11 protein-coding genes and 1 riboswitch are annotated in these 19,473 nt (G+C 62.2%); of the genes, 5 read left to right on the top strand and 6 right to left on the bottom strand.

The window, feature by feature from the left end:
- Positions 1–413: 413 nt before the first annotated feature.
- Positions 414–1,493 carry an ABC transporter substrate-binding protein gene (locus FPT15_RS27805; RefSeq protein WP_145165979.1) on the top strand — a complete coding sequence of 360 codons (1,080 nt, stop codon included), beginning with the start codon at positions 414–416 and terminating at the stop codon, positions 1,491–1,493.
- 6 nt (positions 1,494–1,499) lie between these two features.
- On the opposite strand, the gene FPT15_RS27810 is transcribed toward FPT15_RS27805, so the two are convergent.
- Entirely contained in the window at positions 1,500–1,715 is a 216-nt protein-coding gene (locus FPT15_RS27810) for a DUF2970 domain-containing protein (RefSeq protein WP_145165989.1), read from the bottom strand.
- A gap of 141 nt (positions 1,716–1,856) precedes the next feature.
- Between FPT15_RS27810 and FPT15_RS27815 the strand changes: the two genes are divergently transcribed.
- Complete coding sequence (locus tag FPT15_RS27815; RefSeq protein WP_145165980.1) at positions 1,857–8,843, top strand: NEL-type E3 ubiquitin ligase domain-containing protein; 6,987 nt, start codon at positions 1,857–1,859, stop codon at positions 8,841–8,843.
- A 4-nt stretch (positions 8,844–8,847) separates the two neighbouring features.
- Here the strand turns inward: FPT15_RS27815 and metH are convergent, their stop codons facing one another.
- Positions 8,848–12,558: a methionine synthase gene (gene metH, locus FPT15_RS27820; RefSeq protein ID WP_145165981.1), complete on the bottom strand. Its 3,711-nt coding sequence runs from the start codon at positions 12,556–12,558 to the stop codon at positions 8,848–8,850.
- Positions 12,559–12,723: 165 nt separating this feature from the next.
- Between metH and FPT15_RS27830 the strand changes: the two genes are divergently transcribed.
- The 3 genes from FPT15_RS27830 to nfuA all read left to right on the top strand — a co-directional run bounded on the left by FPT15_RS27830 (position 12,724) and on the right by nfuA (position 16,761).
- Positions 12,724–15,030 (top strand): fatty acid cis/trans isomerase, encoded by a 2,307-nt coding sequence (locus tag FPT15_RS27830; RefSeq protein WP_145165983.1) that lies wholly within the window; start codon positions 12,724–12,726, stop codon positions 15,028–15,030.
- A 64-nt stretch (positions 15,031–15,094) separates the two neighbouring features.
- Positions 15,095–16,117, top strand: coding sequence for an acyltransferase (locus FPT15_RS27835; protein WP_145165984.1), 1,023 nt, complete (start codon positions 15,095–15,097; stop codon positions 16,115–16,117).
- Positions 16,118–16,176: 59 nt separating this feature from the next.
- Positions 16,177–16,761, top strand: a complete 585-nt coding sequence (gene nfuA, locus FPT15_RS27840) for a Fe-S biogenesis protein NfuA (protein WP_017136914.1) — start codon at positions 16,177–16,179, stop codon at positions 16,759–16,761.
- Between the two features lie 195 nt (positions 16,762–16,956).
- Here the strand turns inward: nfuA and cobM are convergent, their stop codons facing one another.
- The 4 genes from cobM to FPT15_RS27860 all read right to left on the bottom strand — a co-directional run bounded on the left by cobM (position 16,957) and on the right by FPT15_RS27860 (position 19,069).
- Positions 16,957–17,703, bottom strand: a complete 747-nt coding sequence (cobM, locus tag FPT15_RS27845) for a precorrin-4 C(11)-methyltransferase (protein ID WP_145165985.1) — start codon at positions 17,701–17,703, stop codon at positions 16,957–16,959.
- Between the two features lie 69 nt (positions 17,704–17,772).
- The gene (locus FPT15_RS27850) at positions 17,773–18,165 is read right to left on the bottom strand and encodes a cobalamin biosynthesis protein (protein WP_145165986.1); all 393 of its coding nucleotides are present in this window, start codon (positions 18,163–18,165) and stop codon (positions 17,773–17,775) included.
- A complete protein-coding gene (locus tag FPT15_RS27855; protein WP_145165987.1) occupies positions 18,162–18,869 on the bottom strand; it encodes a CbtA family protein in 708 nt (235 codons plus the stop codon). Before FPT15_RS27855 ends, FPT15_RS27850 begins: the two co-directional genes overlap by 4 nt.
- An 11-nt stretch (positions 18,870–18,880) precedes the next feature.
- Positions 18,881–19,069: a CbtB-domain containing protein gene (locus FPT15_RS27860; RefSeq protein WP_032875937.1), complete on the bottom strand. Its 189-nt coding sequence runs from the start codon at positions 19,067–19,069 to the stop codon at positions 18,881–18,883.
- A 97-nt stretch (positions 19,070–19,166) separates the two neighbouring features.
- A riboswitch (cobalamin riboswitch) is annotated at positions 19,167–19,374 on the bottom strand.
- Positions 19,375–19,473 lie beyond the last annotated feature (99 nt).

The raw sequence follows: 19,473 nt of genomic DNA on the forward strand, positions 1-19,473 counted from the left end.
TTCTCGGCAAATCTGCGCGCACGGCCGCGCACTCCCAACGGAGCCGGCGCACGATACCAGTTTGCGTTTATGCGCAAAAGTGATGTTTGAGTATATGCAAATAACCAAAATGCCTAATGAGAAGGGTTATCGCGATACCCACATTTGTCATGCGGGCAATCATCAACTTTACTGTGAGCGTGTTTGAGTGCAATCACCTATAAAACCGATAAGAGGCGATGCAATGAGCAATTCGACCAAAGCCCGTAAACCCGACAGTACCGTTGATGCCTGGGCGATTTTGTTTCTGATAATCCTGGTGGTTGGAACCGCCGTGTTCTGGGTTAGCCACCAATAAACCAGCGTTGATTGGACCTCGATTGACTGTCGTATTGCCACTATCATGGCCGTCAACGTTCAAGGTTCTGACAACTATGTTGAAGGTTTTTATTACGTGTGTGTGGTTGCTGGGATCGACGTTCGGGGCCACGGCCCACGCCGCGTCGGTGGTGTTTCTCAACCCTGGCACGTCCACGGAAACCTTCTGGGTCAACTACGCGCAATTCATGCAGGCCGCTGCCAAGGACCTCGGCCTGGATTTGCGCGTGCTTTATTCCGAGCGCGACCCGCGTAACACCCTGGCACAGGCCCGGGAAGCGCTGCAAGGCAGCGAGCGGCCTGATTACCTGGTGCTGGTGAATGAGCGATACGTCGCCCCGCAGATTCTGCGCATGGCCCAGGGCAGCCCAGTCAAGCTGCTGATCGTGAATAACGCCCTGACCAGCGACCAGGTGCAATTGCTCAATGCACACAGCTATCCCAACTGGCTCGGCAGTCTTATCGCCAATGATGAGGATGCCGGTTACCTGATGCTCAAAGAGCTGCTGCGTCAGCATGGCCCCGTCGCACCTGGCCAAACCCTCGATCTGCTGGCGTTTTCCGGGGCCAAGACCACGCCGGCGGCGCAACTGCGCGAGCAGGGTTTACAGCGGGCTCTGGTTGATTTTCCCTACGTGCGTTTGCGCCAGCTGGTGTACGGCGAGTGGAGCCGCCAGCGCGCGTTCGACCAGGCCACACAACTGTTCAAACGTTATCCGCAAACCGCGCTGGTGTGGTCGGCCAATGATGAAATGGCGCTGGGCGCGATGGAGGCGCTGCAAGCCACTGGGCGTACGCCGGGCAAGGAGGTGCTGTTCAGCGCCGTCAACAGTTCGCCCGAAGTATTGCGGGCCCGCCTCGATGGGCGCTTGAGCGCATTGGTGGCGGGGCACTTCACCCTTGGCGGCTGGGCGATGGTGCTGCTGCATGACGATGCGCTGGGGCTGGATATCCGCCAGAACGGCGTGAATGAGCGCAGGCTGGATCTGTTTGAGTTGATCGGCCCGGACCTTGCCCAGCGTCTGCTGGACATCAACGCGGCGCAGGTCTACGGCGTGAACTTTCGGGCATTGTCGGCCCAGGGCAAACCCGCTGGTTACGTTTACCCGTTCGGCTTGAAGCTGTTAACGCCTTGAGCCCACTCAAACGCCTGCCAGGTGCAGCACCAGCTTGACGATGGCGAACAAGGTCAGCGCAAACACTGCCGTGAACACAATTCCCATGATCACGAAGTGGCTGGGCTTGCCGTGAGTAAAATCGCGCGCGCGGTTCTTCCCGCTTTGCACCCCGAAGGCTGCGGCCATCACGCTGTGCAGCATTTGCCAGAAAGTAGGGGGCTTATTGGGTGAGTCGTTCATAAAACCCTCGTCATGCGGATCCGGTCGATCCTGAGCAAGCATAGTCAATTCCCCGCAGCGGGCGATAAAAGTGCACCGCTTCGCGGGGCCGCCAGCATGATTTTCTGATGCTTCCTCAAGACGCATCAGGAATCTGCTCACATGCCTGCCCCTTCACTTCATGTTCCCTTCATCAAGACCCGTTTGCCCGGATGGATCAAACACCTGGCGGCGCCGGATATCGAGGCCCTCAACCGCGCCCGCGACCCGGTGCAGCGCTTCAAGAGCGCCTACCCCGAGGCCTTTGCCGCCGCCAGCCCAGCATTGCGCCAGGCCCTGGACGACAGCGGCCGCCGGCGCCAGGCCTCCAGCCAGGCCCTGGCAGCAACGCTGAAAGACTTCAAAGGCGTCACCGAGTTTGCCGAGCCGTTGCTGGCCGAGGCATTGCACAAGACATTCGGCCAAATACCCGACGTCAACACCACCGCGCTGTTCCACCTGCACGCGCCCAACCGGGTCGAACAGCAGTCGCTGTTGCAAGCCGCGCTGCGCAACTTCGAAGACGGCGAACGGTTTGATGAAACCGCGTTGCAGGAAACCAGTGCGCTGGCGCCAGCGGGGTCGCTGGACACCCTGGCGTACGATGAAAGCGAGCGTTATCCCTTTGCGAAATGGCGTTACCGCCTGCGCGACAAGCTGTCGATCAAGCCTGAAGATTTCGCCAGCCTGTGCCGCGAGCTGGACCTGGGTCAGCAGTACCAGCAACACCTGAGCGGCGTGTTTGAGACGCCAGCCACTGCGGCGCAGGTGCGCCGGCAGATGATCGAGGCAAACAAGGACACGCTGCGGGTACAAGCCCACATCGCTCGCCTGCGCTCGACCCTCAGCCCCACGGCCTACGCCACGTTGCTGGCGATACTCGATGCCCATCCCGCACCGAGCCTGGATGGCAAGCCGGTGGCTTACAGCCAGTTGAACCTGTTGGGGGCGCAGGTGAGCGAGGTGCTGATCATCGGCGCCAGCGCGCGCAAGCCGTTGCCGGGCGTGGTGACGCTCATCGACGTTTTCCTGCCGGCGGCCGAGCTGCTCAAACCCCAGGTGGGCGACAGTCGAATCATCGTGTGGATCCCCGGCGATCCGCGTAACCCCGTCAGGGAGTACGCATCGCTCAAGGCGTTCACCGCGCAGTTGGCGCTCAACCTGCGCTCGGTGGACTACCAGCGTTTTTTTACCGGCTTCTTGGCCCAGGATGAAGCGCAGATGTTCCTTCGGCGGCTTAGAAGCCAATTGAAGACCACGCGCTGGAACCCGAACCCGCTGCCCCCAGGGCCCAATTACAACCCTGCGGCCTACGCCCACGGGATGTACGAAGAAGTCTGGAACGACAACGTCAACCTGCGGCCAGAAGAAACCTTCATCAACGTCGAGGTGTTCGGCCATCTGTACGAACGGCACCTTGCACGCCTCAGGTCCAACGCAAAGTTGCTGGCGGTGCCCACCGCGCAAGTCGATCACGATGCCTGGGTCAATCGCCTCAAGCACTGGGCCGAATGGGGCTTGAACCTCCTCAATGTGGCGGCGTTTTTGGTGCCGGGCCTGGGCGAAGTGATGATGGCCGTCACCGCCATACAGATCGGCTATGAGGTTTATCAAGGCGTGGAAGCCTGGAACGCTGGCGACAGCGACGAGGCCTGGGCGCATCTTGCCTCGGTGATGCAGAACGTCGCGTTCATGGCCGCGCTGGGTGCCGTGGCGGGCAGGGCGCCGCCGGTTGTGCCGTCGCGCTTCGTCAACGGCATGAGCCGGGTGGTCACGCCGTTCGGCAAACTGCGCTTGTGGCATCCCGACCTTGCGGCCTACAAAAGCAGCGTCTCGCTCAAGGGGCTTGAACCCAACGCGTTGGGGCAATACCCGGTAGCAGGCAAAACCTACATTGCGCTGGAGGGCAATGTTTACGAAAAGACCTTCGACCCGGTGCGCAAGCAATGGCGGATCAAGCACCCGACTGAGATCGACGCCTATCAGCCGATTGTGCAACACAACGGGCACGGTGCCTGGCGGCACACGCTGGAGCGGCCGTTGACATGGCGTCGCAGCACATTGCTGCGCCGCTGCGGGCTGCACATGGAGCCATTTTCCGATGCGCAACTGGAACAGATCGCCGACGTCTGCGGGATCACTGATGATCAATTGCGCAAACTGCACATGGATCAACAGGCGCCGCCGCCGGAGGTGTTGGAGATGGCCCGGCTGTTCGAGGCAGACCGCCAGGCGGACGAGGTGATCAGGCAAATCCGCGAAGGCGCCTGCGTGGAGGGCCTCTGCCAGTTCATGGTGCCGCTGGCCGTGGACATGCCGGGCTGGCCGGTCGAGGAGGTGGTGGAGGTGTTCAGCGGGCCCGAGCCCTGGGGCACTTCCCAGCGATTTGGCGCAGCGTCGCCGGGCAGCACAAGGCCCACGATCAAGGTCACCCAGGCGCAGGTCGATACCGGGCAATTGCCGGCGCACGTGCTGGCAGCCCTCAATGACGAGCAAATCAGCCGTTTGCTGGGCCGCGAAAACATCCAGGCCGGCGCCGACCAGGAGCAGGTGTTCAGAGAGCGTCTGGCCGATCAGGCGCAGGCCCGCAAGAAGGCGCTGTTCGACAGCCTCCAGAGCCGACGGGCGCCGCCAGACATCGACACTCGCGCACTGCAGCGCAGTTTTACGTCACTCTCGCCAGAAGCCGCGCAGCGGGTACTGGCCAGTGCCAGCGCTGCTGAGTTGAGCCAACTGCGCAGCAGTGGCCGGGTGTCTCTGCGCCTGGCCAAAGCCATTCGCGTGCACCTGCATCAGGGCAGTCTGAGCCGCGCCCTGGCAGGCGTGTACCGCGAAAACCTGGCCTCTGCGGCCAGTGACCGCTTGGCGCTGCACTGCCTCGAGCAACTGCCCGGTTGGTCGACGGCTATTCGCATCGAAGAACGGTCCCTGGGCATCAAAGGGCCGCTGGTGGACAGCATCGGCGCAGAACAGGCCGCAACGCGTTATTACCTGATCAAGGCGGATGAAAGTTTTCGGCTGCTGGATGCCGAGGGCAGGGCACTCAATAGCCTTCCCCGGTACGGTCGCAATCTGTTTGAGTCGCTGCTGCACGCGCTGCCTGATGCGCTGCGCGAGTCTTTGCAGGGCGAGCCGGCTGAGGCGTTGCGCAAGCAGGTGGCGGACTATGCGTGCAGCCACCGCGAGGCCATGTCGCGCATCCTCAAGCGCGAGCCGCTCAAGGCCGGCGCCGGTCGCCGGGTACGAAGCCCGACCGGTCAACCGGGTTATGCGGCCAGCGGTGATGCGGTGGGGTTTGCCGACGAGCCGTTGGTTGCCAGGGTGCGCGATATTTATCCCAATCTGGATGATCAGCAGGCGTTGCAGTTCGTCCGGAGTCGACTGCTTGCCGGCGATTCCGATCAGCAGGTGTTCCACCTGTTGGAGAACCGACGCAGAGAGTTCGAGGGCTTGCGCGCAGCATTGGACACCTGGGTCGAAGGCGCCGTGCCTGCCTATCCGCGGGGGGCCAACTGGCCAACCCGGCGCGATATTGCCGAGCGGCTGATTGCCGGCTGGAGAAACGGTGTGTACCGCGGGCAGGCGCCGTTGTTCGAACTCAATCTGTTGGGCACCGAGCCGTTGCCGACCTGGGCTGCCGATTTTTCCCATGTGCGCAAGGTGCGAATCAGCAGTTCACAGCTCGCCGCAGGTGCACTTTCCGAACAGTTTGGCGCGCTCGAAGCCCTCGATATTGCCATTGATTCAGCCAACATGGCTGCATTCGCCGACGTGCTGGCGGGGCTCACCGGCATTACCGAGCTCAAGCTCGAGCTGCCGACGTTTTTCGGCGAGTATTCGCCGGCATTGACCCAGGCGCTTCAAGGCATGAACCAGCTGGAGCAGTTGCACTTGACCGGCAGCCTTCCGGCCCTGGATTACCGTGCGCTGCCGCGTTTGCGTACGTTGCGGCTGGCCGGCAACCTGCGCGAATGGCCGGCAGGGCTGCTGGCGCTTGAGGGGCTTGAGTCGGCCGACCTGACCGGCGTGCAGATCGCCGCACTGCCCGACGAACTGTTCACGGGGCATGAGCGTTTGTGGCGCCGCTTGAGGTTGAACTGGAAGGCACTGGAACCGCAGGCGTTCCGACAGGCCTTTGACTACGTGCAGGGCAATCCGGCGCATCTGGTGGACGAACCGTACATCGTCGCGCAGTACTGTGAACAGCGCCTGGAAGCGCTGGTGCCGCACGTCCCGACCTTCGCCGCCAGTGCACTCGCCGCGTTCCATCAGGACGGCCTGGCGGGCCGTGCGTTGCTGAATAAGGTCGAGGCGCTGCACGAGGCGTATCGCGCCTGGGATGCGCCGCTGATTGAATGGCAAAGCCGCGATGGCGCGCGCGTCGAGGGCGAGCAAATGCCCTCCCACCATCGCCAGACGCTGGCGGACCGGCTGCGCGTGTGCTGGCGTGACGCGCTGGCTGCCCGGTACGCGACCCGCGAACCGGTGGCGGGCCCGTCGCGAGGCCGTGGCGAGCCGATGGGAGAGACATTGGACTTGCGCGAATATGGTGCGCCGGGCGATTTGCCGGCGCTGGGCAATACGCTGTTCCCGCACATCCGGCGTTTGATCCTGGCCGGTGCAAAGCTCACGGCGGCGCAGGTGAATGGGTTCGTGGGCCGGTTTGTGCAGCTGCGCGAACTGGATCTGAGTCACAACCGCCTGACCGAGCTGCCTCAGGCCCTTGAGACGCTGGAACACCTGAGCGACCTGAGTCTGTGTGGCAACGAACTGACGATCACCACGCCCACCCAGACGCGGCTGAACCGCCTCAAAGCACTGCGACGGCTGGACTTGTCGATGAACCGCGTTGGCCGGCTGAGCGTCACGTCGCTGACAGAACTGGTGTCGCTGAACCTGGGGCAGACCGCGATCGTCGACTGGCCCGAGGGTGTGCTGAACCTGCCGCGCCTGGGTTTCCTCGACCTCAGCCACAGTGCTGTCACCGGCATTCCCGACGCGGTGCTGGCCGGGCACGATGTGCTGCTGGCCGGCACCAGCCTGCGCGGTTGCCGCTTGAGCCCGACGGCGCTGGCCGTGGCGCAGGCTTTTGCTCGCCGCACCAGCGCCGGAAGACCCATGGCGAGCATGTTTGACAGGCCGTTCGGGATTGATCGCAACGTACTGGCGGCCGGGATGACCGGCGGCGATCCCATGTTCTTCCCGGTAGAAGTGTCGCAGCACCCGGACCTGATAATGCCGTTGGCATTGGCGCCCAAAGACACCGAGGCGTCACTGACCTCGGCCGAGCGCCTGCAACGCCTTGATCCACAGCTTGATGCCACCCAGGCCGGCAAGCGAATCGACACATGGCTGGCGCAGGACGTGAGTGCCACGCAGATCGAAACGGCGTTGCGCCAGTGGCAGGCGCAGCACACCCAGATGATCGAGCGGCTGAATGGCTGGATTGACAGGCCCGCCGTGCGCAACCGTAACGAGTGGGTCAACGCGACCGATCGCCGGCGCGCCGCTGATCGGCTGCTGGCCTGCTGGCGAGAGACGCTGAGCGACGTGCGAGGCATCCAGGCGCCCGCCAATGACGCTGCGCTTGACTTGAGCGGCCTGATCCTCGGCGACCTGCCGGCGCTGCCGGTCACCTTCAACCATGTGCGGGCGCTGGACCTGAGCGGTGTGCGGCTCACCACCGCCTCGAATGATTTTCTACGCGCCTTCCCGCGCTTGAACCGCCTGATGCTCAACGGCAACCGCATGGGCACGCTGCCCGAGGCCTTAACGCAGATGGCAGACCTGACCGAGCTGGGCATCCACGACAACGCGCTGGCGGCCAACGTGCCGTTGCAGAGCCAACTGCGTGGCTTGCCGCGCCTGCAAGTATTGGACCTGGGGCGCAACGCCCTGAGCACGTTTGACCTCACCGGTCTTGACCGCCTGCAAAGCCTGGATCTGAGTCGCAACCGGTTGTCCGAATGGCCCACCGGCGCGTTGCAAGCCCCCGCGCTGACCCGCCTCGATCTCAGGAACAACTACCCGATAGCCGTGATCCCTGCCGACGCATTTGAGCCGCAACATGCTGCCTTGATGGCCGGTACCGATTTGTCCGGCAACCTGCTGCTTGAGGAAGCGTTGATCCGCCTGCGCGAGTATCAACGCGAAACCGAGCGTGGGCTGGGTTTCAGCGCTGAGGAAATTGACGATCAGCTGGCGGGGTACGGGGCCGAGTCCGATGACGAACAACCTGATGTTCACCCTGAGCTGGAGCCGGCAGCGGTGCAAAAGGCACGCTGGTTTGACGGCGTGCCCGTCGACTCGGAAAAACACGCGATATGGGACACGGTCGTCGCCCGTGACGACAGCGGTGATTTCTCCAACATACTGGCGCAACTGCGTAATACCCGCGACTTCGAACTCGACCGCGCCGACCTGGCCGGGCGGGTTTGGCAGGTGCTGGAGGCGGCCTACGGCGATGCGGCCTTGTGCGAGCGGCTGATGGGCATCGCGCGTGCTTCCAGGCTTGCGGTGACCTGCGGGGATGGCCGCATGCTGTTGTTCAACGCGCTGGAAGTCGAAGTCTATGAGTTCAATGCCCTGCGTGCCATCGACCCCACCGACAAGGGGCGCGCCCTGCTGAAACTGTCCAGAGGGTTATTCCGCCTTGACCAGCTGGAGGCAGTGGCGAGCGTGCGGATCCGCGAAAACCCGGGCACCGACCCGGCTGAAATACGCCTGGCCTACCGCATCGGCCTGGCCCGGCGCCTGGCCTTGCCCAGGCAACCTGCAAGCATGCTTTACGAAGGTCTTTCCGGAGTACGGCCAGTCGACCTGGAGGCGGCCTATACGACGATCATGGCCCGCGAACAGACATCGCTGTTCATCGAGCAACTGACGGCGCGCGCGTACTGGGTCGATTATCTGCAACAGCAGTACCCGGACGCGTTCGCCCGGCTGCAGCAGACGCTGGCAGACAGCGCCTCTGCGCTGGAGGATCGCTACCCCGACATGAATTCGGCGTACCTGCAGCAGATGGAGGCGTTGCAGAAGGCCAACAAGGTGCAGCGCCAGGCCTTGATAAACGCACTGTCAGCGCGGGAGATCGCCGCGCTGGGCCATTAGCCGATCAGTTGTCGTAACCCAGGTTCGGCGCCAGCCAGCGCTCGGTCACGGCCAGGTCCTGGCCTTTGCGCGCGGTGTAGCTCGTGACCTGGTCCTTGTCGACCTTGCCCACGGCAAAGTACTGCGCCTGCGGATGGGCGAAGTACCAGCCACTGACCGCCGCCGCCGGGAACATCGCGTAGTGCTCGGTGAGGAACACGCCGCTGCGCCCGGCGTGCATTTCGCGCGCCTGGGGGTCCAGCAATTGGAACAGCTGGGCCTTCTCGGTGTGATCAGGGCACGCCGGGTAGCCGGGAGCCGGGCGGATGCCGCTGTATTGCTCCTTGATCAGCGCCTCGTTGTCCAGTTGCTCGTCCTTGGCGTAACCCCAGTGCTCTTTACGCACTTGCTGGTGCAGCCACTCGGCGCAGGCTTCGGCGAGGCGGTCGGCCAGGGCCTTGACCATGATCGAGTTGTAGTCGTCGCCGGCGTCCTGGTAAGCCTTGGCGACTTCTTCGGCGCCGATACCGGCGGTGGTGATAAAGCCACCGATGTAGTCGGTCACGCCGCTGTCTTTTGGCGCCACGAAGTCGGCCAGCGAGAAGTTCGGCTTGCCGTCGGTCTTGATGATCTGCTGGCGCAGGTGATGCAGCTTGGCAATCGGCTGGCCATCGTCGCCGTAGACTTCCAGGTCATCGTCCTGCACCTGGTTGGTCGGCCAGAAACCGAACACCGCGCGAGCGCTGATGAGTTTTTCGTCGATCAGCTTCTTGAGCATTTCCTGGGCATCGGCGTAGAGCGCGGTGGCCGCTTCACCGACCACTTCGTCTTCGAGGATGCGCGGGAACTTGCCGGCCAGGTCCCAGGAGATAAAGAACGGCGTCCAGTCGATGTACTCGGCCAGCACCTTGAGGTCGATATTGTCCAGCACCTTGGCGCCGGTAAAGGTCGGCTTGACCGGGGTGTAGGTGCTCCAGTCGAACTGCGGCTTCTTGGCGATGGCCGCCGGGTAGCTCAGGCGCTCGGTGCGCGCGCTGCGGTTGGACGTACGCTCGCGCACGTCGATGTATTCCAGGCGGGTTTTCTCGACGAAGCCGGCCTTCAGCTCCTTGGACAGCAATTGCGTGGCCACGCCCACTGCGCGCGAGGCGTCGGTGACGTAGATCACCGCGTCGTTGCTGTACTTGGGCTCGATCTTCACCGCCGTGTGCGCCTTGGAGGTGGTGGCGCCACCGATCATCAGCGGCAGGTGGAAGTCCTGGCGCTGCATCTCGCGGGCCACGTGCACCATCTCATCCAGCGACGGCGTGATCAGGCCGGACAAGCCAATGATGTCGCACTTCTGTTCCTTGGCCACCTGCAGGATCTTCTCCGCCGGCACCATCACGCCCAGGTCGACAATGTCGTAGCCGTTGCAACCGAGCACCACGCCGACGATGTTCTTGCCGATGTCGTGTACGTCGCCTTTTACCGTGGCCATCAGGATCTTGCCCTTGGCTTCCGGCTTGTCGCCTTTTTCCAGCTCGATAAACGGAATCAAGTGGGCCACGGCCTGCTTCATCACCCGGGCGGACTTCACCACCTGGGGCAGGAACATTTTGCCGGCGCCGAACAGGTCGCCGACGATGTTCATGCCAGACATCAGCGGGCCTTCGATCACTTCGATCGGGCGCGCGAACGACTGGCGCGATTCTTCGGTGTCTTCAACGATGTGCGTAGTGATGCCTTTGACCAGCGCGTGTTCCAGGCGCTTGTTGACGTCCCAGCCACGCCATTCTTCGGTCTCGGCTTCTTTGACGCTGCCGTCGCCCTTGTACTTGTCGGCGATGGCCAGCAGGGCGTCAGTGCCTTCCGGTGTGCGGTTGAGCACTACGTCTTCCACCGCATCGCGCAGCTCGGCGGGGATCTGGTCGTAGATCTCCAGCTGGCCGGCGTTGACGATACCCATGCTCAGGCCATTGCGGATCGCATACAGCAAAAACACCGAGTGAATCGCCTCACGCACCGGGTTGTTGCCACGGAACGAGAACGACACGTTGGACACGCCACCCGAGGTCAGCGCGTACGGCAGCTCGTCGCGGATGTAGGCACAGGCGTTGATGAAGTCGACGGCGTAGTTGTTGTGCTCCTCGATACCGGTGGCGACCGCGAAGATGTTCGGGTCGAAAATGATGTCTTCCGGCGGGAAGCCGACTTCATTGACGAGGATGTCGTAGGAGCGTTTGCAGATTTCTTTCTTGCGCGCTTCGGTATCGGCCTGGCCGGCTTCGTCGAAGGCCATTACCACCACGGCGGCGCCATAGCGCTTGCACAGCTTGGCGTGGTGAATGAACTGCTCGACGCCTTCCTTCATGCTGATGGAGTTGACGATGCCCTTGCCCTGGATGCACTTGAGGCCGGCTTCGATCACTTCCCACTTGGAGGAGTCGATCATGATCGGTACGCGAGAGATGTCCGGCTCGCCGGCAATCAGGTTGAGGAAGGTCACCATGGCCTTCTTCGAATCCAGCATGCCCTCGTCCATGTTGATGTCGATCACCTGCGCGCCGGCTTCCACCTGTTGCAGGGCGACTTCCAGGGCTTCGGTGTAGTTGTCTTCACGGATCAGGCGGGCAAAACGTGCGGAGCCAGTGATGTTGGTGCGCTCGCCGACGTTGACGAACAACGAGCTGCGATCAATGGTGAACGGCTCCAGGCCCGACAGGCGGCACGCCTTGGGAATGTCCGGAATCGGGCGCGGTGCGTAGCCGGCCACGGCCTTGGCGATCGCTTCAATGTGGCCCGGCGTGGTACCGCAGCAGCCGCCGACGATGTTGAGGAAGCCGCTCTGGGCGAACTCTTCGATGACCTTCGCGGTTTGCGACGGCAGCTCGTCGTATTCGCCGAATTCGTTGGGCAGGCCGGCGTTCGGGTGCGCGGAAACGTGGGTATTGGCCTTGTTCGACAACTCTTCCAGGTACGGACGCAGTTCACTGGCGCCCAGCGCGCAGTTGAGGCCCACGGACAGTGGCTTGGCGTGGCTGACGGAGTTCCAGAACGCTTCGGTGGTCTGGCCCGACAGGGTACGGCCGGAGGCGTCGGTGATGGTGCCGGAGATCATGATCGGCAGTTCGACATTCAGTTCTTCGAACACGCCTTGCACCGCGAAGATCGCGGCCTTGGCGTTGAGGGTGTCGAAAATGGTTTCGATCAGGATCAGGTCGGCGCCGCCTTCGATCAGGCCTTTGGTGGCTTCGGTGTAGTTTTCCACCAGCTCGTCAAAGGTCACGTTGCGGTAGCCGGGGTTGTTCACGTCCGGCGACAGCGAGCAGGTACGGCTGGTCGGGCCAAGCACGCCGGCGACAAAGCGCGGCTTGGCGGGGTTTTCCAGGGTCTTGGCGTCGGCGATCTTGCGCGCCAGTCGCGCACCTTCTACGTTTAATTCGTAGGCCAGTTCTTCCATGCCGTAATCGGCCATGGAGATGCGCGTGGCGTTGAAGGTGTTGGTTTCCAGAATGTCGGCGCCGGCGTCCAGGTAGGCCTTTTCGATGCCGCCGATCACGTCCGGACGGGTGATCACCAGCAGGTCGTTGTTGCCCTTGACGTCACTCGGCCAGTCGGCAAAGCGTTTGCCGCGGTAGTCGTTTTCCTCAAGCTTGTAGCTCTGGATCATCGTGCCCATGCCACCGTCGAGGATCAGGATGCGTTCCTTGAGGGCTTGGTGAAGGGCTTGCAGACGAGCGCTACGATCGGACATGGGACTACTCTGGTCAGGCATTTCGGAGGGCGTGAATCATAGCAAACCTGTGCCGATTTGGAGCATGCCCAGGTTTTGCATGAATATCGTTCATGTTGGGGCAGGGCCTGGCCCGGTAGACTGCTGGCACTTTTATATCGCACGCATTGAATCGGGACCGGATACATGTCACTTCGCCTCATCATCAGCGCCGTTCTGGCCTTGATAGCCAGCAGCGCTCATGCACAGGCTTCACCGCTAAACAGTCCCGCCCCGGCGATCTCTTACACCCGCGACGTCCAGCCGATCTTCACCGAAAAGTGCGTGGCCTGCCACGCCTGTTACGACTCAGCCTGCCAGCTCAACCTGGGCAGTGCCGAGGGCGCGGCGCGCGGCGCGACCAAAGTGCCGGTCTACGACGGCGAACGCAGCCAGGCCGCACCGACCACCCGGTTGTTCGCTGATGCCTTCGGCAAGCAGGCCTGGCAGCAGAAGGGCTTCTACTCGGTGCTGGACGCCCAGGGCAGCCAGGCCGCATTGATGGCGCGCATGCTGGAGTTGGGCCATAACGCGCCACTTGAACCCAATGCCAAACTGCCCGACGAGATCATGCTGGGCCTGAACCGCCAGAACCTGTGCGCCATGCCCGGCGAGTTCAATGCCTACGCCGGCGCGCATCCCAAGGAAGGCATGCCGCTGGCCGTCACCGGCCTGACCGACCAGCAATACCAGACGCTGCAGCGCTGGCTGGCATCCGGCGCACCGATTGATGAGCAAGGCCTGGCGCCCAGCGCCAGGGAAGCCTTGCAGGTGCAGCAGTGGGAAAACCTGTTCAACCAGCCCGGCGCCCGCGAAAGCCTGGTTGCGCGCTGGTTGTATGAGCATTTGTTCCTGGCGCACATTTACTTCGAGAACGGCGAGCCGGGGCATTTCTTCCAATGGGTGCGTTCACGCACGCCGAGCGGCCAGCCGATTGATCTGATCGCCACCCGTCGGCCCAACGATGATCCAGGCACCCAGGTTTATTACCGCCTCTGGCCGGTGCAGGGCGTGATCGTGCACAAAACGCACATCACGTACCCGTTCAGCGCGGCGAAAATGGCCCGCATCAAGGCGCTGTTCTACGCCGGTGACTGGCAGGTCAATGCCTTGCCGGGCTATGGTCCGGGGCGCCGGGCCAACCCGTTCGAGACCTTTGAGGCGATTCCGGCCAAGGCGCGTTACCAGTTCATGCTCGATAACGCCGAATACTTCGTGCGCACCTTTATTCGCGGGCCGGTGTGCCGTGGGCAGATCGCCACGGACGTGATCCGCGATAATTTCTGGACCCTGTTCCAGGACCCGGACCACGACCTGTACATCACCGATGCGCGTTATCGCGGCCAGGCCACGCCATTGCTGGCGATGCCGGGGCAGAACGACGACGTGGGCAGCGTGCTCGGCCTGTGGCTGGCCTATCGCGACAAGCGCAACCAGTACGAGGCCTTGCGCCGTGACAGCTACGCAGACTTGCCGCCGCCGAGTTGGTCGACCCTGTGGGCGGGTAATGACAATGCCTTGTTGAGCATTTTCCGCCATTTCGACAGTGCCTCGGTGACCAAGGGCCTGATCGGCGAGGTGCCGCAAACGATGTGGTTGTTCGATTACCCGTTGCTGGAGCGCACTTATTACCAGTTGGCGGTGAACTTCGATGTGTTCGGCAACGTGTCGCACCAGGCCCAGACCCGGCTGTATTTCGACCTGATCCGCAATGGCGCCGAGCAGAACTTCCTGCGTCTGATGCCGGCCGATACCCGCGATGATTTTATGGATGATTGGTACCAGAACAGCGGCAAGCTCAAGCTGTGGCTGGACTATGAAGCGATTGATGATGACAAGCCGAGCGGCTTGCACCTGGATGAAAAGGACCCGAAGCGCGATTTTGCCAAGCAGTTGCTGACGCGTTATGGCTATTTGAATGCCAGCCCGGATCCGATCAACCGCTGCACCAGTGCCTATTGCTCGCGCGACGGGATTGAGCCGGCGTTGCAGGATGCGGAGCAGGCGCTTAGTCGCCTGACGTCGAGGCCGGCGGCGGGGCTCAAGGTGATCGACCAGTTGCCGGAAGCGACCATGCTGCGCGTTGAAACGGCCAGCGGCAAACGCGTGGTTTACAGCATGCTGCGCAACCGGGCGCACAGTAATGTGGCGTTTTTATTGGGCGAGGCTTACCGCTATCAGCCGGGGCTGGATACCCTGACCATCTACCCCTGCGTGATCAGCAGCTACCCGAACTTCATGTTCAATATTCCGGCGCAGGAAGTGCCTGAGTTTGTGGCGGCGATGGAGAATGCCAAGGACGCCAAGCGCTTCGAGAAGATCGTCGATCGCTGGGGCGTGCGCCGCAGTCATCCGCTGTTCTGGGAGTATTTCCACGACTTGTCGCAGTACATCCGCGAAACCACGCCGGTGGAAGAAGGCGTGCTCGACATGAACCGCTACGAGAATCTTTGATCGACCTTTGACCGTCCGCCATGGTCCCAACTTCATCTAGATGAGTTGGGAAGGGCGGCAAACAATGTTGATCTCGGTACAGGCGTTGCGCGCGCTGGCGGCCTGGACGGTGGTAGGGCACCACTTCATGCAGATTTTCTTCGGTTTCAAGGCGGACACGGCCTTGGGCAGGTTATTTGTCGAAAAGGGCGCCGCGGGCGTGGACGTGTTTTTTGTCATCAGCGGCCTGGTGATTTTCCTGTCTACCCAGGACAAGGACCTGCCGCCGTGGCGCTTCCTGTTGTACCGTCTGCTGCGCATCGTGCCGGCCTACTGGTTCTACACGCTGCTGATGGCGTTACTGGTGGTGGTCGCCCGGCCAATGTTGCCGGACCAGAGCGTCGATGCCGCCCATGTGTTGATGTCGCTGTTGTTTATTCCTTCGCAAAACCCCGGTGGTTATGGCGTTTACCCAACCCTTAACGTCGGTTGGGCGCTGAACTACGAGATGCTTTTTTACCTGCTGTTTGCCTGGGCCTTGCTGTTCCGTCGGCAATGGCGACTGCTGGTGGTGGCGGCGTTGCTGTTTGCGGTCTGCGAGGCCTGGACCTCGTTTGGCTGGATCAGTGAGTTCTATCGCTCGGACATTGTCGTCGAATTTCTGATGGGCATCGGCATCGGCATGCTCTACCGCAAGGGCTGGATTCGGCCGGGGTTATGGCTGCCGCTGCTGGGAATCGCCGCAGCGCTGCTGGCGATCTATCATTGGCCGGCCTCGCCCCGCGCCTTGACCTGGGGCCTGCCGAGCGCGGTATTGGTGGTGGCGTGCGTGGCGCTTGAGCGATTCTTCGTCAATTATCGTCTGCTCAAAGTGCTCGGGGACTGCTCCTATTCGGTGTATTTGCTGCACGTGTTGGTGCTTTCGGCCGGTGGCTATCTGGCCCAGCGTTACGGCTTGAACCCCTATGCCGTGCTGGCCGTGTGCGTGGTGATCATCGGCCTGAGCGCCATGGGCAGCTACCGATGGCTGGAGCAGGGCAGTTATCGCGTGCTCAAAGGCTGGTTTGATGGCGACGAACGGTCGAGTTTATCCCGACAAAAACACTAGGACTTTGTACCTCTGTAATGATTTGGCGTAAACTGCCCGCAAGCCTGTGAGGAGTTTCCATGACTGCCATAACCATTACCGACGCCGCCCACGATTACCTGGCCGACCTGCTGTCCAAGCAGAACACCCCAGGTATCGGCATCCGCGTCTTTATCACCCAGCCCGGCACCCAATACGCCGAGACTTGCATCGCCTACTGCAAGCCCGGAGAAGAGAAACCTGAAGACACCGCCTTGGGGCTGAAAAGCTTCACCGCCTACATCGACAACTTCAGCGAAGCCTTCCTCGACGACGCCGTGGTCGACTACGCCACCGACCGCATGGGCGGCCAGTTGACCATCAAGGCGCCCAACGCCAAGGTGCCGAATGTCAACGCTGACAGCCCGGTCAACGAGCGCATCAACTACTACCTGCAAACCGAGATCAACCCGGGGCTGGCCAGCCACGGCGGTCAGGTCAGCCTGATTGATGTGGTCGAAGACGGCATCGCCGTCCTCAAGTTCGGCGGCGGTTGCCAGGGCTGCGGCCAGGCGGACGTGACCCTGCGTGAAGGCATCGAGCGCACCTTGCTCGAGCGCATTCCGGAGCTTAAGGGCGTACGTGATGTGACCGACCACACGCAGAAAGAAAACGCCTACTACTGAGTAAGGTGTTCGCTGCGAACAAAAAAACGGCGCCCCGTGAGCGCCGTTTTTTTATGCTTAAAATTCAGTATCTTGCGCAATCTACTTAACAAAGTAGATCAACTGTGGGAGCTGGCTTGCCTGCGATGACGGCAGATCAGTCGACATGTCCGGTTACTGATACACCGCTATCGCAGGCAAGCCAGCTCCCACCCTTCAGGGGCGATAGAGGTGCGCGTGGCCTGCACGGTACAGCGAGGATTCACTGAAGCTGTCATTCGCCAGCACCCGCCCAACCACTATCAACGCCGTACGCCGAAAGCCTTTAGCCGCCACTTTCTCGGCAATATCACTCAGCGTACCCACCACCCAATCCTGATCCGGCCACGTCGCCCGGTGCACCACGGCAATCGGGCAATCCGCGCCATAGTGCGGCAACAGCTCGGCGACGATCTTCGCCAGGTGATTAACGCCCAGGTGAATCGCCATGGTCGTGCCGTGGCGCGCCAGGCTGTCGAAATCCTCACCGGGCGGCATGCGGGTTTTGTCGGCGTAACGGGTCAAGATCACACTCTGGGCGATGTCCGGCAGGGTCAGCTCGGTCTCCAGCAGCGCAGCGCAGGCCGCCACCGCCGTGACCCCTGGAATGATCTGGAAGGGAATGCCCGCCTCACGTAAATGGCGGATCTGCTCGCCAATCGCCCCGTACAGGCTGGGGTCGCCGGAGTGCACGCGCGCCACATCCTGGCCCTTGGCATGGGCAGCCTTGATCAAGTCGATGATCTGTTCCAGGTGCAGTTCGGCGCTGTTGACCACCTGTTCCGCCTGATGACCGTCCAACACCGCCGCTGGCACCAATGAGCCGGCATAGATGATCACCGGGCAACTGCGGATCAACCGTTGGCCTTTGACGGTAATCAATTCCGGGTCGCCGGGGCCTGCGCCGATGAAGTAGACGGTCATGGAAATTCCTGTTGAAAAACGGGCGAGCATGAAGATTGCTCATGATCGAGAAGGGCGATTATCGGGTTTTTAGCCGGCGCAGGCCAATGCAAAGGTGGCCTGGGCGACTTTTTTGCGCGTGATCAGCAGGCGGGCGGGGCGGTGGGAGAGCTGTTCAGCCAAGGCCAGGGCGGCACTTTCGGCGATGCCGTAACAGCCGGTATGGGCAAACGCGACCGCAGATCTATGACTGAGGCGCGGTTCAAACACCGCCAATTGCGTTGCGCTGAAACACTGCAACGGCAGGTTCAATACTTGCGCCAGGGCAAGCAGCCCCGGTTCATCGCGCTTGCGGTCGATACTGGCCAGCGCGGTGATGCGCTGGCGCTCGATACCGCCCTCGGCAAGGGCGGCGTCAAACAGGCCGAGCAGGGTGTGAACATCACACCCGCGCTGGCAACCCAGCCCTACCACCAGCGTCATGCCGAGTATTGATCGTCGCGATTGCGGCGAAACAGCCAGGCGCTGATCAGGCCCAGTGCCAGCCAGAAGGCGACGTTGGTCAGTTGCGAGGCAATCTTGAACTGGGCTTCCAATGCTTCTGGAGCCAGCATCGAATGCACTTCAGGTTGCGGCGCGCCGATCACATGCGGCACGGCCAGGATCGCCACGCCCAGCACTTTGAGCAGCCAGTTGCGACCAAACACCAGCAGCGCGATACCCGCAGCCGTGGACGCCGCAGTACCGATCCACCAGATCTGCCGCTGCGCCAGGTCGGCGGCAGCGGTGCCCGGCAACTCGGGTGGCAGGCCCAGGGTCGGTGCCAGTACAAACGTCGCGTAACCGGCCAAGCCCCACAGCAGCCCTTGAGCGGTGCGGGTTGGCGCGCGCAAGGTGTAAAGGCCGGCCAGCATCAATGCGAAACCGACCGCAACCACCAAGTTACCGCCAGTGGTGGACAGCACGCGCTGCCAGCCGTTTTCCGGCTCCCAGGCTTCGGCGTCGTGGGTGTGAGCGGCGGCGCCTTCAGCGTGTGCATGGGGCACGACTTCGGCAGCGGCAGGGGCGTTTTCAAAGGTTTCCGCCTGCAGAATCAGCGGGGCGACCCAGAAACTTTGCAGCAGGGTCAGCAGCAGGGCGGCGAGCAAGCCGGTGAAACCTGCGGTTTGGGCGATACGCTTGATCATGTCGGCAGGTCTCAGTGGCACGGGAACGCGGCGCTGTGGCGGGTATCGTGGGCAGCGTTGTGCACCGCCTCGATATGCGAGAAACCGGCGAAATACACCAGGCACGCGCCGAGGATCGACGCACCGATAGCGGCGGTCAGGCGTTGGCTCAGGGTGGCGGTGCTACTGGCGGAGTGCGAGGTGCTGCTGATGATCGACATGGGCGCGTCCCTTCGGGTTTCGGGGTGAAACGAGCGCATGAAAACTCTGCGAGCCGGGCACGCAGGGTTCTGAACAGCGCCCGCCCACCGCGGGTTTGTTATCTGAATTTTTTCGGGCCGGTCTCCGGGCTTGCGAGGGACGCTGGGTCTAAAAAGCATCGCCTTCCCATGCCTTACAGGCACAGTGGTTATGACGCTTCGCTCGCTTACCGTTGCGGGGGCAGCACCGGACTTCTTATGTGCAGGCATAAGTCACCGGTTTCCCGTTTCACCCTGTGAAGGGCACCCGAAACAAGGTGTGTAGGAGAGCATGGGGGTGGGAGGGGAGTCAAATGGGATGTCTGGTGTACATATCCGTTGCTGCGGTCACGGCCACTTAGGGTTCCGCTCTTACAGCGGGTCAC

It is taken from the genome of Pseudomonas sp. RGB, assembly GCF_007713445.1.
Lineage (GTDB): Bacteria > Pseudomonadota > Gammaproteobacteria > Pseudomonadales > Pseudomonadaceae > Aquipseudomonas.